The organism is Gemmobacter lutimaris (assembly GCF_003570715.1).
Lineage (GTDB): Bacteria > Pseudomonadota > Alphaproteobacteria > Rhodobacterales > Rhodobacteraceae > Gemmobacter > Gemmobacter lutimaris.
Map to the genome: position 1 here is coordinate 80,031 of NZ_QXXQ01000007.1, position 14,978 is coordinate 95,008.

Here is a 14,978-nt window from a genome sequence, read left to right on the forward strand (position 1 = left end):
CCGCAGGTGCAGCATGGCCGTCATGCACGCGCTGCATGGCTGGCCAAACATGCCTCGCAAGTGCTTAATTCTGGTGCATTTTGCGAAAAAGCTGGATTTCCTCGGTGACGAAATCGCGGAAGGCCGAAACCCGTTTGGAATGCCGCAACTCCTCGGGGTAGGCGAGGAAGACCGGAACCTCGTTTGAATCGACCTCCGGCAGCACCCGCACCAGATGCGGGAAGTCCTCGGTGATGTAATCCGGCAGCACGCCGATCCCGATATGGCTCAGCACGCCCTGCAACACGCCGAAGTAATTGTTCACCGTGAAGGTGGACGGGATGTCATGGCTCATCAGTTGCGCGACCAGCGTGGCACCGGCCGCGACCTGCGACGTGCCCGCGTGCTGACAGATCAGGCGGTGGGCGCTGAAATCCGCCATGGTCGAGGGCGTGCCATGTTCGGCAAGATATTCGGGCGAGGCGTAAAGCCGCATGCGGATGTTCATCAACCGGCGGCGGATCAGATCGGCCTGGCTTGGTTCTTTCATGCGGATCGCCACGTCGGCCTCGCGCATCGGCAGGTCCAGCACGCGCTCTTCCAGCATGAGGTCAATCTTCAGCGCCGGATATTTGCGGTAAAGCTTCACCAGACGCGGTGCCAGCCACAGCGTGCCGAAGCCTGTGGTCGTGGTGACACGCAATTCACCGAACACCTCATCCTCGCTGTCGCGGATTCGGGCGGCGGTGGCTTCCAGCCGTTTGACCATCGCAGTCGTCGCGTCGAACAGCAGTTCCCCCTGTTCGGTGAGAATCAGTCCCCGCGCATGGCGGTGGAACAGGGTGACATTGAGGCTTTCCTCCAGCGCCCTGATCTGGCGCGAAACGGCAGACTGGCTCAGATGCAGGGTATCGCCTGCATGGGTCAGGCTGCCCGCATCGGCAACCGCGTGAAATATTCTGAGCTTGTCCCAGTCCATTGTGAAACTCTTCTTGTTTTTTGCACCGCTAACATTTCCGCAGGTAAATAGTCACGCTTTTGTGCCTGTAAACGGCAAACCGGTGGAAATTCCCGCTTTGTAGGTCAGCATTTTTGACCTATCATAGCGGATATGACCGTTTTGCAAGGGAGGTGCACAATGGGCGTGCAGAATGTGATCCGCAAGGATGTGTCGCTGGCCGACAGGTATGACCTGACGAAATCTCCGGTCCTGCTGAACGGGACGCAGGCCCTTGTGCGCGTGATGCTGATGCAGGCGGCGCGGGACCGGGCGGCAGGGCTGAATACCGCTGGCTATTGCACCGGCTATCGCGGCTCGCCCCTTGGTGCGGTCGATCTGACCATGAGCAAGTCGAAGCGCGAGCTGGAGGCGGCGCAGATCCTGTTCCAGCCGGGTCTGAACGAGGATCTGGCGGCAACCGCGATCTGGGGCAGCCAGCAGGCCGAACTGCGCGGCGAGGGCAAGCATGATGGCGTCTTTGCCTTGTGGTATGGCAAGGGGCCGGGGGTGGATCGCACCGGCGACGTGATGCGGCACGCCAATATGGCCGGGACCAGCCGCTTCGGCGGGGTGCTGATGGCGATGGGGGACGATCACACCGGCGAAAGCTCTACCGTGCTGCACCAGTCCGACTGGGCGATGGTTGATGCCTATATGCCGGTCGTCAGCCCGGCAGGCGTGCAGGAGGTGCTGGATTACGGGCTTTACGGATGGGCGCTGAGCCGGTTTTCCGGGCTCTGGGTCGGCCTGAAAACCATGAAGGACACGGTGGAGGCAACGGCGGTCGTCGATGGCGACCCGTTCCGCCTGAGCTTTGTCACCCCCGATTTCCGCATGCCGCAGGGCGGGCTGAACATCCGTCTTGGCGATACGCCGGTGGCGCAGGAAGCGCGGATGATCGACTTCAAGCGTTTCGCGGCCGAGGCGTTTTCCCATGCGAATGGCATGGACAAGCGCATCTGGGGCAAACCGGGTGCCAAGATCGGTTTCGTCGCGGCGGGCAAGAACTGGCTCGACCTGACCCATGCGTTGAGCCTCTTGGGCATGGATGCGGCCGAGGCCGAGCGTCTGGGCGTCACGACCTACAAGGTGGGGCAGACCTTCCCGCTGGACATGAAGGGCTTCCACGACTGGGCCGAGGGGCTGGAGGTCATTGTCGTCGTCGAGGAAAAACGCAAGCTGATCGAGGTGCAGGTGAAAGAGGCGATCTTTGATGACCGCCGTGGCCGCCGGGTGCTGGGCTGGAAACACGATCGCACGCATGAAGAACTGTTCCCGACCCGCTTTGCGCTGGACCCGCTGCATATCGCGGAAAAGATCGGCGGCATCCTGATTGAAGAAGGGCGCGGGACTGAGGCGGTGAAGGCCGGGCTGGCCCGGATCTCCGAGGCACGGCGTGCCGACAATGCCCGCGACCTTGCGGCGCGGCTGCCCTATTTCTGTTCGGGCTGCCCGCATAATTCCTCGACCAAGGTGCCCGAGGGCAGCCGCGCTTATGCCGGGATCGGCTGTCACTACATGGTGCAATGGATGGACCGGTCCACCCAGGGCTTCACCCATATGGGCGGCGAGGGTGCGAACTGGATCGGCGAGGCGCCGTTTTCCAAACGTGAACATGTGTTCCAGAATCTGGGCGACGGCACCTATAACCACTCGGGCGTTCAGGCGATCCGGGCGGCTTTGGCTTCGGGAACGAACATCACCTACAAGATCCTGTTCAACGATGCCGTCGCCATGACTGGCGGACAGTTCAACGAGGGCGGCCTGACCCCCGACCGCATCGCACGCGAGGTGCTGGCGATGGGCGTAAAGGAACTGGCGCTGGTCTACGACCCCAAGGAAGACCTTGATCTGTCGAAGTTTCCCGCCGGAATCGTGCGCCATACGCGCGATGAGATGGAAACCGTGCAGAAGCATCTTGCCACCGTGCCGGGCGTTTCGGTGCTGCTGTATGTGCAGACCTGTGCAGCCGAAAAGCGCCGCCGCCGCAAGAAGGGCAGCTTCCCCGAAATTGATAAACGGGTGTTCATAAACACCGATGTCTGCGAAGGCTGTGGCGATTGCGGGGTGCAGTCGAACTGCGTTTCCGTGGTGCCGGTGGAAACTGAACTCGGGCGCAAGCGCGCCATCGACCAATCGTCCTGCAACAAGGATTTTTCCTGTCTCAACGGCTTCTGCCCGTCCTTCGTGACGCTGGCGGGCGCGAAGCCGCGCAAGGCGGCCGCCAAGGCGCTGGACCTGCCAGATCTGCCGGAACCCGTGCTGCCCGGGATCAACGGCACGCATAACATCGTCATCACCGGCGTCGGCGGTACCGGGGTGGTGACCATCGGCGCCATTCTTGCCATGGCCGCGCATATCGACGGCAAGGGCGCGGGCATGATGGAGATGGCGGGCCTCGCGCAGAAGGGCGGCGCCGTGCATATCCATTGCCGCATCGCGGAAAAGCCTGCTGACATTTCGGCGATCCGCGTGGCGGTGGGCGAGGCCGATGCAGTGATTGGCGGGGATCTGGTGGTGACGGCGGGGGCGAAAACGCTGGGCCTGATGACCACGGGACGCACGAAGGCGGTGGTCAACGACCATGAAATCGTGACCGGCGAATTCACCCGCAACACCGAATTCCGTATTCCGCAAGAGGATTTGCGCGTTGCCCTTCAGGCGCGGCTGCAACAGGCGGTGCGGTTCATCGACACGACCGAACTGGCGCGCGTGGCGCTGGGGGATTCGATCTTTTCCAACATGGTGCTCTTGGGTATGGCTTGGCAGGCGGGGCTTGTGCCGCTGACGTTGGCGGCGCTGCGCGAGGCGGTGCGGCTGAACGGCGCGGGGGTGGAGGCCAATCTGCGCGCCTTTGACCTTGGCCGCTGGGCGGCGGAAAGGCCGCAGGAGGCCGCCGCGTTGCTGGTGCCCGAGGCGAAACCACAGGTCGATCCGGTCGCCTTCCGCGCCGATCATCTGCGCGCCTGGCAGGATGACAAGCTGGCCGCGCGCTATCTGGCGGCGGTGGCGGCGGCGCCGGAAAGCCTGCGCGACGCTGTGGCAAAAGGCTATCACAAGCTCTTGGCATATAAGGACGAATACGAGGTCGCGCGGCTGCATCTGCAAACGATGGCGAAGGCGCAGGAACAGCTTGAGGGCAGTTTGCGCCCGACCTTCCACCTCGCCCCGCCGATCCTTGGCGGCACCGGGGCGGATGGGCGGCCGAAGAAACGCGCCTTCGGCCCTTGGGTGCTGCCGCTGTTCCGCTTGCTCGCCCGGATGAAGGGTCTGCGCGGCACCGCACTCGACCCGTTCGGCCGCCACCCGGAACGCCGTATGGAACGCGCGTTGATCGCGGAATATGAGGGTGATATGGCGGCGCTGCTGCCGCTGTGCACCCCCGCGACCGAACCGTTGCTGCGTGAATTGCTGGAACTGCCGCTGACGATTCGCGGTTATGGTCCGGTGAAGGCCGCCAATGCCGAAAAGGCGGCCAAGCGGCGGGCCGATCTGATCGCGCAAATTCATGCTGGTGGCGACAGCGCGCCACGTCTGGCGGCCTGAGCGTCATCGCATTGTAACCTTTCTGTCGTTTCCCTGTGGCGACGACAGAAGGGGAGCAATCATGAGTCTGGTCGAAGCGCGGCAGGATGTCAGCCGCGATATTTCCTATGCCTCGGCCGCGCGGTCGCGGGGCGGGCGGGCGCTGATCCGGCTGCTGGAAAACGCGACCGGCCGCCCCCGTGTCATCGCCCGCGCGGCAGGATACGAGGCGGCGATGGCCGCCGGGCAAAGCTTCTGGCAGGTCATGCCGGAAAAATTCGGACTGCGGCTAGAGGTTACAGCCGGTTCCTCAAGCGACATCCCCAGATCTGGCCCGCTGGTGGTGATTGCCAATCACCCCTATGGCATCCTCGACGGGCTGATGATGGGCAATCTGCTGGACGCCCTGCGCGGCGATTTCCGCATCCTTGCCAATTCGGTTTTCGTCAAGGCGCCAGATCTGCGGCGGGTGATCCTGCCGATTTCCTTTGACGAAACGCCCGAGGCGGTGGCGCTGAACCTTCAAACCCGACGCACGGCGCTGGACTATCTGACCGGCGGCGGGGCCATCGGCATCTTTCCGGGTGGCACCGTCTCGACCGCCGCGACTCCGTTCCGCGCCCGGCCGATGGACCCCGGCTGGCGCAACTTTACCGCAAAGCTGATCCAGCGCAGCGGCGCGACCGTGGTGCCGTTGTTCTTTGAGGGCGCGAACAGCCGCCTGTTCCAGATCGCAAGCCACCTGCATTACACGCTGCGTCTGGGGCTTCTCATCAAGGAGTTCCGCACCCGGATGGACCGGCCGGTGCGCGTGGCCATCGGGCAGCCGATCCCGCCGGATCGTCTTGCCACCTTCGGCTCGGATGCGCGGGGGATGATGGATTTCCTGCGCCGTTCCACCTATGAGCTTTCCCCGAGGCCGGTCGATCCGTATGCTTATGGCTACGAGTTCGAGGCGAAATACAAATCCCGGCAAGGGGAGGGCAGCGATGGCGGTAGGCGTGTTCGATTCGGGGCTGGGGGGGCTGACCGTTCTTGATGCGGTGGCCCGGCGTCTGCCCGAGGTTCCCTTTGTCTATTTTGGTGACAATGCCCATGCGCCTTACGGGGTGCGGACGCATGACGACATCTTCAACCTGACCTGCGCCGCGGTCGAAAGGCTGTGGGCCGAGGGGTGTGATCTGGTGATCCTTGCCTGTAACACCGCCTCTGCCGCCGCGCTGAAGCGGATGCAGGAAACATGGTTGCCTGCCGACAAGCGGGTGCTCGGGGTGTTTGTGCCGTTGATCGAGGCGCTGACCGAACGGCAATGGGGCGATAACAGCCCGCCGCGCGAGGTCGCGGTGAAACATGTGGCGCTGTTCGCCACCCCGGCCACTGTGGCCAGCCGCGCCTTCCAGCGCGAGCTTGCTTTCCGCGCCATCGGTGTGGATGTCGAGGCGCAGCCCTGTGGCGGCGTGGTCGATGCCATCGAACAGGGCGACGAGATTCTGGCCGAAGCGCTGGTGCGCAGCCATGTCGAGGCGCTGAAACGCCGGATGCCGCATCCTCAGGCGGCGATTCTGGGCTGCACCCATTACCCCCTGATGCAGACCGCCTTTCAGGAGGCGCTGGGGGCCGATGTGAAGGTGTTCAGTCAGGCCAATCTGGTGGCGGAAAGCCTTGCTGATTATCTGATCCGGCATCCCGAGTTTCTTGGCTCTGGCACCGTGTCGAAGTTCCTGACCACAGGTGACCCGGCCAATGTGTCCTCCAAGGCGACACAATTCCTGCGCCGCCGTATCGCTTTCGAGGCGGCATGACGCCGTTTGACAACTGGCAGGCGGCGCGGCTGGCGGCGCTGGTGGCTGAGGATGGCTGGCTGAATCTGACCGACCGGCTGGAATTGCAGCCCGGCCGCTGGACGGTGGGCAGCGGCGCTGGCAATGACCTGCGCTTGTCGGTCGGGCCGGAGCGGCTGGGCCTGCTGGATCTGGCGCCCGATCTGGTGGCGCGGTTCGAAACGGCGGCGGGCGTGCAGGATTTCCTGCCCGGCGCCGGGGGCTTCCCGCTGCTGCGGGTGCCGCCGCTGTTGCTGGAACTGCATATCGTCGAAGGCGCCCCGGCGCTGCGGGTGCGGCAGATCGACCATCCGGCGCGCGCGGGCTTCGCCGTGATCGACCGTTTTGCCCTCGATCCGGCTTGGATCATCGCAGCCGACTGGATCACGCTGGAGGTGCCGATCACCCGGCAGGTAGAGATGGTGGCAGGCCGCAGCGATGCGGTAACGCAGACCCATGTTGCGCGGTTCAGCCATGACGGGCAGCAGATCAGCCTTGTTCCGACCCATGTGAAGGGCGGCAAGCCGATGTTCGTGATCCGCGACGCCACCTCGGGACGCGAAACCTATGGCGCCTCGCGGTTTCTGATCGGCGAGGTCGAGGGAAACCGCGTCTGGCTTGACTTCAACCGCGCGTTCAACCCGCCCTGTGCCTATACCGAATTCGCCATCTGCCCGCTGCCGCCGCCCGAGAACCGGCTGTCCTTCGCCATCCGTGCCGGGGAACGTGCACCCAAGGGTCACTGAGCCCTTGCATTGCAGCGCGACCGGCCGCAAAGAAGGGGCGATTTCCAGTCAGGGAGACCGCCATGAAAAAGCGCATCGCCATCCTCGGGGCATCCGGTTATACCGGGGCCGAGCTGGTGCGACTGATCGCCACCCATCCGCAGATGCAGATTGTCGCGCTGTCAGGCGACCGCAAGGCGGGCATGGCCATGGCCGAGGTCTTTCCCTTCCTGCGTCACATGGATCTGCCGAAGCTGTGCAAAATTGACGAGATCGACTTTTCCAAGGTCGATCTGGCCTTCTGCGCGCTGCCGCATGCCACCTCGCAGGCGGTTATCAAGGACTTGCCGCGCGATCTGAAAATCGTCGATCTGTCGGCCGATTTCCGGCTGCGCGATGTTGCGGAATACGAGAAATGGTATGGCCAGCCGCATGCCGCGCCGGAATTGCAGGCCGAGGCGGTCTATGGCCTGACCGAGTTCTACCGCGAGGATATCCGCGCCGCCCGGCTGGTCGCGGGCACCGGCTGCAATGCGGCGACCGGGCAATTTGCCCTGCGCCCGCTGATCGAGGCGGGCTGCATTGATCTGGATGACATCCTGCTGGACCTGAAATGCGGTGTTTCGGGTGCCGGGCGGTCGCTGAAGGAAAACCTGCTGCATGCCGAGCTGTCGGAGGGCACCCACGCCTATTCGGCGGGGGGAAAGCACCGGCATCTGGGCGAATTCGATCAGGAATTCAGCAAGATCGCCGGGCGGCCGGTTCTGGTGCAGTTCACCCCGCATCTGGCGCCGATGAACCGCGGTATCCTCGCCAGCGTTTATGTGAAGGGCGATGCGAAGACCGTCTGGTCCACGCTGGAGGCGCGTTATGCGCTGGAGCCTTTCATTGAGGTGCTACCTTTCGGCGCACTCCCCTCGACACGGGATACCCGCGGCTCCAATTTCTGTCATATCGGGGTGGTGGGCGACCGGGTGCCGGGGCGCACACTTGTGGTGGCGACACTGGACAACCTGTGCAAGGGTTCGTCCGGTCAGGCGATCCAGAATGCCAACCTGATGCTGGGGCTGGAGGAGACTGCGGGGCTGATGCTGGCCCCCGTCTTCCCGTAAGGAGACGACCATGAAGGGGCTGAAGAAAACCCGCCGCATCCAGATCATCGCGCTGGCTTTCGTGGCGCTGGCCGGATCGACTGCGCTGATCGGCTATGCGATGCGCGATGGCATCAATTTCTTCCGCGCCCCGGCGCAGGTGGTTGCCGATCCGCCGCAGGTGGACGAGGTGTTCCGTCTGGGCGGGCTGGTCGAGGATGGCTCGTTGGTGCGCGGGCAGGGCGAGACCATCACCTTCCGCGTCACCGACGGCGCCGAAAGCATCCCCGTCGCCTATACCGGCGTGCTGCCCGACCTGTTCACCGAAGGCCAGGGCATGATCGGCACCGGCAAGATGGTGGATGGCGTGTTCGAGGCGACGGAAATCCTTGCGAAGCATGACGAGACCTATATGCCGAAAGAGGTGATCGACGCGCTGAAGGAACAGGGCGTCTACGAAGACCCGAACAAGCAAAGCGGATCGTAACGCGCGCCTCCTTTCCGGCCGGTTAACCAGTCTGGCCCAGCCTGTCCCCATGTTTCACGAGGGGCAGGCCATGCAGAACGTCCGACAGATTGCCGAAGAGATCGTCGCCCGCGAGGGGGGCTATGTGAACGATTCCGCCGATCCAGGCGGGGCCACCAATCACGGTGTCACCATCCATACCCTGCGGCGACTGGGGCTGGACCTCGACCGCGACGGGAAGGTGACAGCGGCGGATGTGCGCCGCCTGACCCGCGCGCAGGCGGTGGAGATTTACCTCAGGCATTATTTTGAACGTCCGCGTCTGGCGGAATTGCCCGTGGCTTTGCAGGCCAGCGTCTTTGATATGTATGTCAACGCCGGTTCCAATGCGGTGAAGATCCTGCAACGGCTGTTGACCACGCTGGGCTGGCCGCTGGTGGATGATGGCCTGATCGGGCCGAAGACTCTGAGTGCCGCACGGCAGGCGGCCGAGGCGATGCCAAATACGCTGACCGATGCCTATGGTGTGGCACGTCGGAATTATTACTATGCGCTTGGCGATGCGCGGCCTGCCAGCCGCAGATATTGTCGCAGGCGGGATGGCGGCAAGGGCGGCTGGATCGTGCGGGCCGAGGCGTTTATCCGGCCCGCGCTGCATCTGACCGAGGCGCAGCATCGCGCGCGGGTGGCATCATGGGGCTGAACCTTCTGTCCGATACCGCCCGCCTGCGCCGCATTGCCGAACTGGTGGCGCAGGGCGACGGCCCTGAACTCAGCGCCCGGATCGACCTGATGAACCGCGCGATCCGGCCGCTTTCGGTGCTGTCGGTCTTTGCATTGGTCGCTTCGGCCTTTCTGGACCCGGAGCGTTACAGCGCCGGTATGCTGGCGCTGGCGGGCACGCCCTGGCCGGTCTGGGGTATCGCTGCGCTGATTGTGACCCTGCATTTCCTGACGCGCGGCCCCGGAGCACCTGCCCGAACTTGACCCGCCTTCCGGCCTCTGGCATGTGCCGGAGGGATAGGAAGGACGTGCAAGATGAACCTGTTCACCGAACTGCGGAACCTCGTCGTGGCCGAGCTTGGGGCGATGGCCGCTTCCGGCGCGCTGCCCGAGGGGCTGGACCTTGGCGCGGTCACGGTCGAGCCGCCGCGCGATGCGGCCCATGGCGACATGGCGACCAATGCCGCCATGGTGCTGGCCAAGCCCGCCGGGATGAAGCCGCGCGACATCGCGGATGCGCTGGCCGCCCGTTTGGCGACCGATCCGCGTATCGCGGCGGCCGAGGTGGCGGGGCCGGGTTTCCTGAACCTGAGGCTGCAACCGGGCGTCTGGCAGGGGCTGGTGAAGGCCATTCTGGACTCTGGCGCCAATTACGGCCGGTCCGATCTGGGCGCCGGGCAGAAGGTGAATGTCGAATTCGTCTCGGCCAACCCGACCGGCCCGATGCATGTCGGCCATGTGCGCGGCGCGGTGGTGGGCGATGCTCTGTCGAACCTGCTGGCCTTCGCGGGCTGGAACGTGACGCGCGAATATTACATCAATGACGGCGGCGCACAGGTGAACGTGCTGGCGCGGTCGGCCTATGAACGCTACCGCGAGGCCAATGGGCTTGAGCCGGAAATCCGCGAAGGGCTTTACCCCGGCGATTACCTGATCCCGGTGGGCGAGGCGCTGAAGGCGAAATACGGCACCAGCCTGCTGGACCAGCCGGAATCCGTCTGGCTTGACGATGTGCGCGAATTTGCCACCGAACAGATGATGCAAATGATCCGCGAGGATCTGGCGGCGCTTGGCGTGCGCATGGATGTCTATTCCAGCGAGAAGGCGCTTTACGGCACCGGCGAGATCGAGGCTGCGATCGAAACCCTGCGCGGCATGGGCCTGATCTACGAAGGCGTGCTGGAGCCGCCGAAAGGCAAGACCCCCGAAGACTGGGAGCCGCGCGAACAGACGCTGTTCCGCTCCACCGCGCATGGCGACGATGTGGACCGCCCTGTGATGAAATCGGACGGGTCGTGGACCTATTTCGCCCCCGATATCGCCTATCACTACAACAAGGTCCGGCGCGGCTTCGATCAGCTGATCGACATTTTCGGTGCCGACCATGGTGGCTATGTGAAGCGGATGAAGGCCGCCGTTTCGGCGCTGTCCGAGGGCCGGGTGCCGCTGGACATCAAGCTGATCCAGCTTGTGAAGCTTTACAAGAACGGCGAGCCCTTCAAGATGTCGAAGCGCGCCGGCACCTTCGTGACCCTGCGCGATGTGGTGGAGGAAGTGGGCGCCGATGTCACCCGCTTCGTCATGCTGACCCGCAAGAATGACATGGCGCTGGATTTCGACTTCGACAAGGTTCTGGAACAGTCGAAGGATAACCCTGTCTTCTACGTCCAATATGCCAATGCCCGGATCAATTCTGTCCTGCGCAAGGCGCGCGAGGCCGGGGTTGCGGTGGATGACGCCACGCTGGCGGGCGCGCAGCTTGATCTGCTGTCGCATCCGGCGGAACTGGCGCTGGTGGGCAAGCTGGCGGAATGGCCGCGTCTGGTGGAAATCGCCGCGCGCGGGAATGAGCCGCATCGCGTGGCCTTCTACCTTTACGAACTGGCGTCGGACCTGCACGGCCTGTGGAATCGTGGCAATGACGAGCCTTCGCTGCGCTTCCTGCAAGAGGATGTGACCATTTCGCAGGCGAAAATCGCCCTTGCACGGTCCGTGGGCGTTGTGATTTCCGCCGGTCTTGCTATTTTGGGCGTGACGCCGGTCGAGGAAATGCGCTGACAAATCGCGCCCCGCCGGCCCAACAGGCAAAGACGCGGCGGGCCAATGGCCCGCGCGCCGGGGCAGAGAATGGCAGACGTGGAATTCGACGGCTATGATTCCCGCTATGATGCGGGTCATGTGACAGAGGCCCGCGAGGGGCGCCGCTGGGTCAATCTGGCAGGCGGTCTCGTCTCGGTGGCATTGCTGCTGGGCGCGGGCTGGTGGGGCTATCGTATCGCCATGCGCGATGTGATGGGCATCCCGGTGCTGAAGGCGGCCGAAGGCCCGGCCCGTGTCGCCCCGGAAAATCCGGGGGGCGAGATCACCGCCTATCAGGGCCTTTCTGTCAACGATGTTGCGGCTGTCGGCGTTGCCGCGCCGCTGCCGGACGAGATCGTTCTGGCGCCGCGCCCCGTTGAACTGTCGCTGGAAGATACCCCCGGCCTCGCAGCCGAGCCACCGCCCGAACTGGTCGCCGCTGCGCCCGAGCCTCCGGTGCAGCCGTTGTTGCCCTTGCCAGAGGCCGATACCCCGTTCGCCAGCACCTCGCCCGAGGCACTGGCTTCCATGGCGGGCGAGGATCTGCCGCTTGATCCGCTGACCTCGGTGGGCCCGCTGGATGACAGCGCCGCAGACGCGCCTGCTGCCGAGGCCGGGCCGCAGATTACGGAAACCGCCCCGACCGAAGCTCCTGACAATGTGCTGGCACTGGCCGATCAGCTTGCGGCAGGTGCCGCGCCGTTGACCCCCGTGCCCGAGGTCGTGGCCGAGCCGGAAATCATCGAATCCGCCCCCGTTGTGCCCGGAGGGATCGGCAAGTCGCTGCTTCCCCTGCCGCGTCCGGCGGGCCTGATCCCCGCCAATGCCACCACCAATGCCGTTGCCGCCGCGCTGACGGATGCTACGGCCGAGGTTGATCCCGCGACGCTGGCGCCGGGCACGCGTCTCGTGCAGTTTGGCGCCTTTGACAGCGCCGACGAAGCGCGCGCGCAATGGGACAAGCTGACGGGGCGCTTTGGCGATCTGATGCTGGGCAAGTCGCGGGTGATCCAGTCGGCCGAAAGCGGTGGGCGGACCTTCTTCCGTCTGCGCGCCGAAGGCTTTGCAGACGAGGATGACGCCCGCCGTTTCTGCGCCGCCATTACCGCGGAAGGCCCCGATTGCATTCCGGTGGCCGTGCGATGACCTTGGGCGCCACCGTCTTCGGTTGCGCGGGGCCGGTGCTGCTGCCCGAGGAGGCCGCGTTTTTCCGTGAGGCCGATCCTTTGGGCTTCATCCTCTTTGCCCGCAATGTGGAAACGCCTGCACAGCTTGCCCGGCTGACCGCAGATCTGCGGGCCAGCGTCGGCCGTGACGCGCCGGTGTTCGTTGATCAGGAAGGCGGCCGCGTGCAGCGCCTGCGCGCGCCGCACTGGTCGGAATGGTTGCCGCCGCTGGATGCCGTGGCGCGCGCCGGGGCAGGGGCTGCGCGCATGATGTGGCTGCGGGCCCGGCTGATCGCGGCGGAACTCCGAGCCGTCGGCATTGACGGCAACTGCGCGCCCTGCCTCGACATTGCCACCGAGGTCACGCACCCTTTCCTGCGCAACCGCTGCTATGGCACCGATCCGACGACGGTGATTGCCATGGGACGCGCCACGGCTGACGGGCATCTGGCGGGCGGTGTGCTGCCAGTGATGAAGCACATGCCGGGCCATGGCCGCGCCAGCGGTGACACACATCACGACCTGCCGTCCGTTACCGCCGACGCCGAAACGCTGCGCAGGACCGATTTTGCGGTGTTCCGCGCACTGAGCGATCTGCCCGCCGCCATGACGGCCCATATCGTCTTTTCCGCTTTCGACAGCGAACCGGCGACCTGCTCTGCTGCAATGATGCGGGTGATGCGCGAAGAGATCGGCTTTGGCGGCCTGATCCTTTCGGACGATCTGAACATGCAGGCACTGGACGGAACGCTGGGCGAACGCGCTGCCCGCGCCATCGCGGCGGGCTGCGACATTGCCCTGCACTGCAAGGGCGACATGGCCGAGATGCAGGCGGTGGCCGGTGCGGCGGGGCGCCTGACGCCTGCCGCCGCCACGCGTGCCGAGGCCATGCTGGCTGCCCGCAGGACGCCTGATCCGGTCGATCTGACAGCTCTGCGGGCCGAGCATGACGCGCTGATCGGCGTCGGCCATGGCTGACGGGTGGCAGGACACCGGGCCAGAACGGCTCAGTGTCAGCGACCGGCTGGCGGCAGAGGCGCTGATTGTCGATGTGGACGGGTTCGAAGGCCCGCTTGACCTGCTGCTGACGCTGTCGCGCACCCAGAAAGTTGATCTGCGACGCATTTCGGTGCTGCAACTGGCCGAGCAGTATCTTGGTTTCGTTGATCGCGCCAAGGCGCTGCGGATCGAACTCGCGGCGGATTATCTGGTGATGGCGGCCTGGCTTGCCTATCTGAAATCACGCCTGCTGCTGCCGCCCGATCCGACCGAGGAAGGCCCCAGCGCCGAAGAACTGGCTGCCCATCTGGCCTATCAGCTCGAACGCCTGCAAGCCATGCGCGAGGCGGCGGCGCGGCTGATGGCCCGCGACCAGCGCGGGCGCGACTTCTTCGTGCGGGGCCTGCCTGAAGAGGTGATCCGCGCCCGCAAGGTGACCTACACCGCCTCGCTGATTGACCTGATGCGCGCCTATGCCCGCATCCGCACCAAGGATGAATTCCGCCCCTTCGTGATGGACCGCGACGACGTGTTCACCATGGAACAGGCGCTGGAGCGGTTGCGCGGCCTGATCGGCTATGCCGCAAGCTGGTCCGACCTTGAAAGCTGGCTGCCCGAGGGCTGGGACCGCAATCCGATGCGCCGCCGTTCCTCAATTGCGGCGCATTTCGCAGCTATTCTGGAAATGGCGAAACGGGGCCAGGTCGATATTCGTCAGGGTGAGACTTTTGCCCCGATCCAGATTCGCCGGAAAGACGGCGCATGAGCGAACCGCAGGAACAAAGCCTTTTCGATGCTCCGCCCATCGCGGAACAGGAACGCATGGTCGAGGCGATCCTGTTCGCCGCCACGGAACCCGTCTCGGTGGCCGAACTGGAAAAGCGCATGCCGCATGGCTGCGATCCGGCCGAGGCGCTGGCCTATCTGCGCCGCCGCTATGAGGGGCGCGGGGTGCGGTTGGTGCGGGTCGGCGATGCTTGGGCCTTCCGCACCGCGCCCGACCTTGGCCATCTGATGCAGAAAGAGGTGGTCGAGCAACGCAAGCTCAGCCGCGCCGCGATCGAGACACTGGCCATCATCGCCTATCACCAGCCCGCCACCCGCGCCGAGATCGAGGAAATCCGTGGCGTCGCCGTCAGTCGCGGCACCATCGACCAGTTGCTTGAGATGGAATGGATTCGCCTCGGCCGCCGCCGCATGACACCGGGGCGCCCGGTGACTTTTGTGGTCACGGAAACCTTCCTCGATCACTTCGGCCTCGAATCCGCGCGCGACCTGCCGGGGCTGAAGGATTTGCGCGCCGCTGGCCTGCTGGACAACCGCCCGCTGCCCGGCTCGATGCAGCGCCCCGACGAAGACGATGAAGACAGCCCCACCGGCCAGACCGAACTTTTCGAGGATTAAC

Annotated in this window: 14 protein-coding genes; 13 read left to right on the forward strand and 1 reads right to left on the reverse strand. The window is 64.8% G+C overall.

Going from position 1 to position 14,978, the window contains the following annotated elements:
* Window positions 1-64: 64 nt before the first annotated feature.
* Window positions 65-958, reverse strand: a complete 894-nt coding sequence (locus tag D2N39_RS13560) for a LysR family transcriptional regulator (RefSeq protein ID WP_119135316.1) — start codon at window positions 956-958, stop codon at window positions 65-67.
* Between the two features lie 174 nt (window positions 959-1,132).
* Between D2N39_RS13560 and D2N39_RS13565 the strand changes: the two genes are divergently transcribed.
* The 13 genes from D2N39_RS13565 (at window position 1,133) to scpB (ending at window position 14,977) form a co-directional block, all read left to right on the forward strand.
* Window positions 1,133-4,525, forward strand: coding sequence for an indolepyruvate ferredoxin oxidoreductase family protein (locus D2N39_RS13565; protein WP_119135414.1), 3,393 nt, complete (start codon window positions 1,133-1,135; stop codon window positions 4,523-4,525).
* Between the two features lie 61 nt (window positions 4,526-4,586).
* Window positions 4,587-5,543: a lysophospholipid acyltransferase family protein gene (locus D2N39_RS13570; protein WP_119135317.1), complete on the forward strand. Its 957-nt coding sequence runs from the start codon at window positions 4,587-4,589 to the stop codon at window positions 5,541-5,543.
* Window positions 5,494-6,306, forward strand: a complete 813-nt coding sequence (locus tag D2N39_RS13575) for a glutamate racemase (RefSeq protein ID WP_119135318.1) — start codon at window positions 5,494-5,496, stop codon at window positions 6,304-6,306. The genes D2N39_RS13570 and D2N39_RS13575 overlap by 50 nt, the downstream gene beginning before the upstream one ends.
* Window positions 6,303-7,070 carry a DUF1684 domain-containing protein gene (locus D2N39_RS13580; protein ID WP_119135319.1) on the forward strand — a complete coding sequence of 256 codons (768 nt, stop codon included), beginning with the start codon at window positions 6,303-6,305 and terminating at the stop codon, window positions 7,068-7,070. The genes D2N39_RS13575 and D2N39_RS13580 overlap by 4 nt, the downstream gene beginning before the upstream one ends.
* A 62-nt stretch (window positions 7,071-7,132) precedes the next feature.
* The gene (gene argC / locus D2N39_RS13585) at window positions 7,133-8,161 is read left to right on the forward strand and encodes an N-acetyl-gamma-glutamyl-phosphate reductase (protein WP_119135320.1); all 1,029 of its coding nucleotides are present in this window, start codon (window positions 7,133-7,135) and stop codon (window positions 8,159-8,161) included.
* 10 nt (window positions 8,162-8,171) lie between these two features.
* Window positions 8,172-8,627, forward strand: a complete 456-nt coding sequence (gene ccmE / locus D2N39_RS13590; RefSeq protein WP_119135321.1) for a cytochrome c maturation protein CcmE — start codon at window positions 8,172-8,174, stop codon at window positions 8,625-8,627.
* 70 nt (window positions 8,628-8,697) lie between these two features.
* Window positions 8,698-9,309: a holin-associated N-acetylmuramidase gene (locus D2N39_RS13595; protein ID WP_119135415.1), complete on the forward strand. Its 612-nt coding sequence runs from the start codon at window positions 8,698-8,700 to the stop codon at window positions 9,307-9,309.
* Entirely contained in the window at window positions 9,300-9,593 is a 294-nt protein-coding gene (locus D2N39_RS13600; RefSeq protein ID WP_119135322.1) for a 3TM-type holin, read from the forward strand. The genes D2N39_RS13595 and D2N39_RS13600 overlap by 10 nt, the downstream gene beginning before the upstream one ends.
* A 51-nt stretch (window positions 9,594-9,644) precedes the next feature.
* Entirely contained in the window at window positions 9,645-11,387 is a 1,743-nt protein-coding gene (argS, locus tag D2N39_RS13605) for an arginine--tRNA ligase (protein ID WP_119135323.1), read from the forward strand.
* Window positions 11,388-11,456: 69 nt separating this feature from the next.
* Window positions 11,457-12,554, forward strand: coding sequence for an SPOR domain-containing protein (locus tag D2N39_RS13610; protein ID WP_119135324.1), 1,098 nt, complete (start codon window positions 11,457-11,459; stop codon window positions 12,552-12,554).
* On the forward strand, window positions 12,551-13,552 hold the full coding sequence (gene nagZ / locus D2N39_RS13615; protein WP_119135325.1) for a beta-N-acetylhexosaminidase: 1,002 nt from the start codon (window positions 12,551-12,553) through the stop codon (window positions 13,550-13,552). Before D2N39_RS13610 ends, nagZ begins: the two co-directional genes overlap by 4 nt.
* Window positions 13,545-14,339, forward strand: a complete 795-nt coding sequence (locus D2N39_RS13620; protein WP_119135326.1) for a segregation and condensation protein A — start codon at window positions 13,545-13,547, stop codon at window positions 14,337-14,339. The genes nagZ and D2N39_RS13620 overlap by 8 nt, the downstream gene beginning before the upstream one ends.
* Window positions 14,336-14,977 carry an SMC-Scp complex subunit ScpB gene (gene scpB / locus D2N39_RS13625; RefSeq protein WP_119135327.1) on the forward strand — a complete coding sequence of 214 codons (642 nt, stop codon included), beginning with the start codon at window positions 14,336-14,338 and terminating at the stop codon, window positions 14,975-14,977. The genes D2N39_RS13620 and scpB overlap by 4 nt, the downstream gene beginning before the upstream one ends.
* The last annotated feature ends 1 nt before the right edge of the window (window position 14,978 follow it).

Bases quoted from the DNA above. Each gene is read 5' to 3' on its own strand.
- D2N39_RS13560 (WP_119135316.1), bottom strand. From the start codon at position 958: ATGGACTGGGACAAGCTCAGAATATTTCACGCGGTTGCCGATGCGGGC.
- D2N39_RS13570 (WP_119135317.1), top strand. From the start codon at position 4,587: ATGAGTCTGGTCGAAGCGCGGCAGGATGTCAGCCGCGATATTTCCTAT.
- D2N39_RS13575 (WP_119135318.1), top strand. From the start codon at position 5,494: ATGGCGGTAGGCGTGTTCGATTCGGGGCTGGGGGGGCTGACCGTTCTT.
- D2N39_RS13580 (WP_119135319.1), top strand. From the start codon at position 6,303: ATGACGCCGTTTGACAACTGGCAGGCGGCGCGGCTGGCGGCGCTGGTG.
- argC (WP_119135320.1), top strand. From the start codon at position 7,133: ATGAAAAAGCGCATCGCCATCCTCGGGGCATCCGGTTATACCGGGGCC.
- ccmE (WP_119135321.1), top strand. From the start codon at position 8,172: ATGAAGGGGCTGAAGAAAACCCGCCGCATCCAGATCATCGCGCTGGCT.
- D2N39_RS13595 (WP_119135415.1), top strand. From the start codon at position 8,698: ATGCAGAACGTCCGACAGATTGCCGAAGAGATCGTCGCCCGCGAGGGG.
- D2N39_RS13600 (WP_119135322.1), top strand. From the start codon at position 9,300: ATGGGGCTGAACCTTCTGTCCGATACCGCCCGCCTGCGCCGCATTGCC.
- argS (WP_119135323.1), top strand. From the start codon at position 9,645: ATGAACCTGTTCACCGAACTGCGGAACCTCGTCGTGGCCGAGCTTGGG.
- D2N39_RS13610 (WP_119135324.1), top strand. From the start codon at position 11,457: ATGGCAGACGTGGAATTCGACGGCTATGATTCCCGCTATGATGCGGGT.
- nagZ (WP_119135325.1), top strand. From the start codon at position 12,551: ATGACCTTGGGCGCCACCGTCTTCGGTTGCGCGGGGCCGGTGCTGCTG.
- D2N39_RS13620 (WP_119135326.1), top strand. From the start codon at position 13,545: ATGGCTGACGGGTGGCAGGACACCGGGCCAGAACGGCTCAGTGTCAGC.
- scpB (WP_119135327.1), top strand. From the start codon at position 14,336: ATGAGCGAACCGCAGGAACAAAGCCTTTTCGATGCTCCGCCCATCGCG.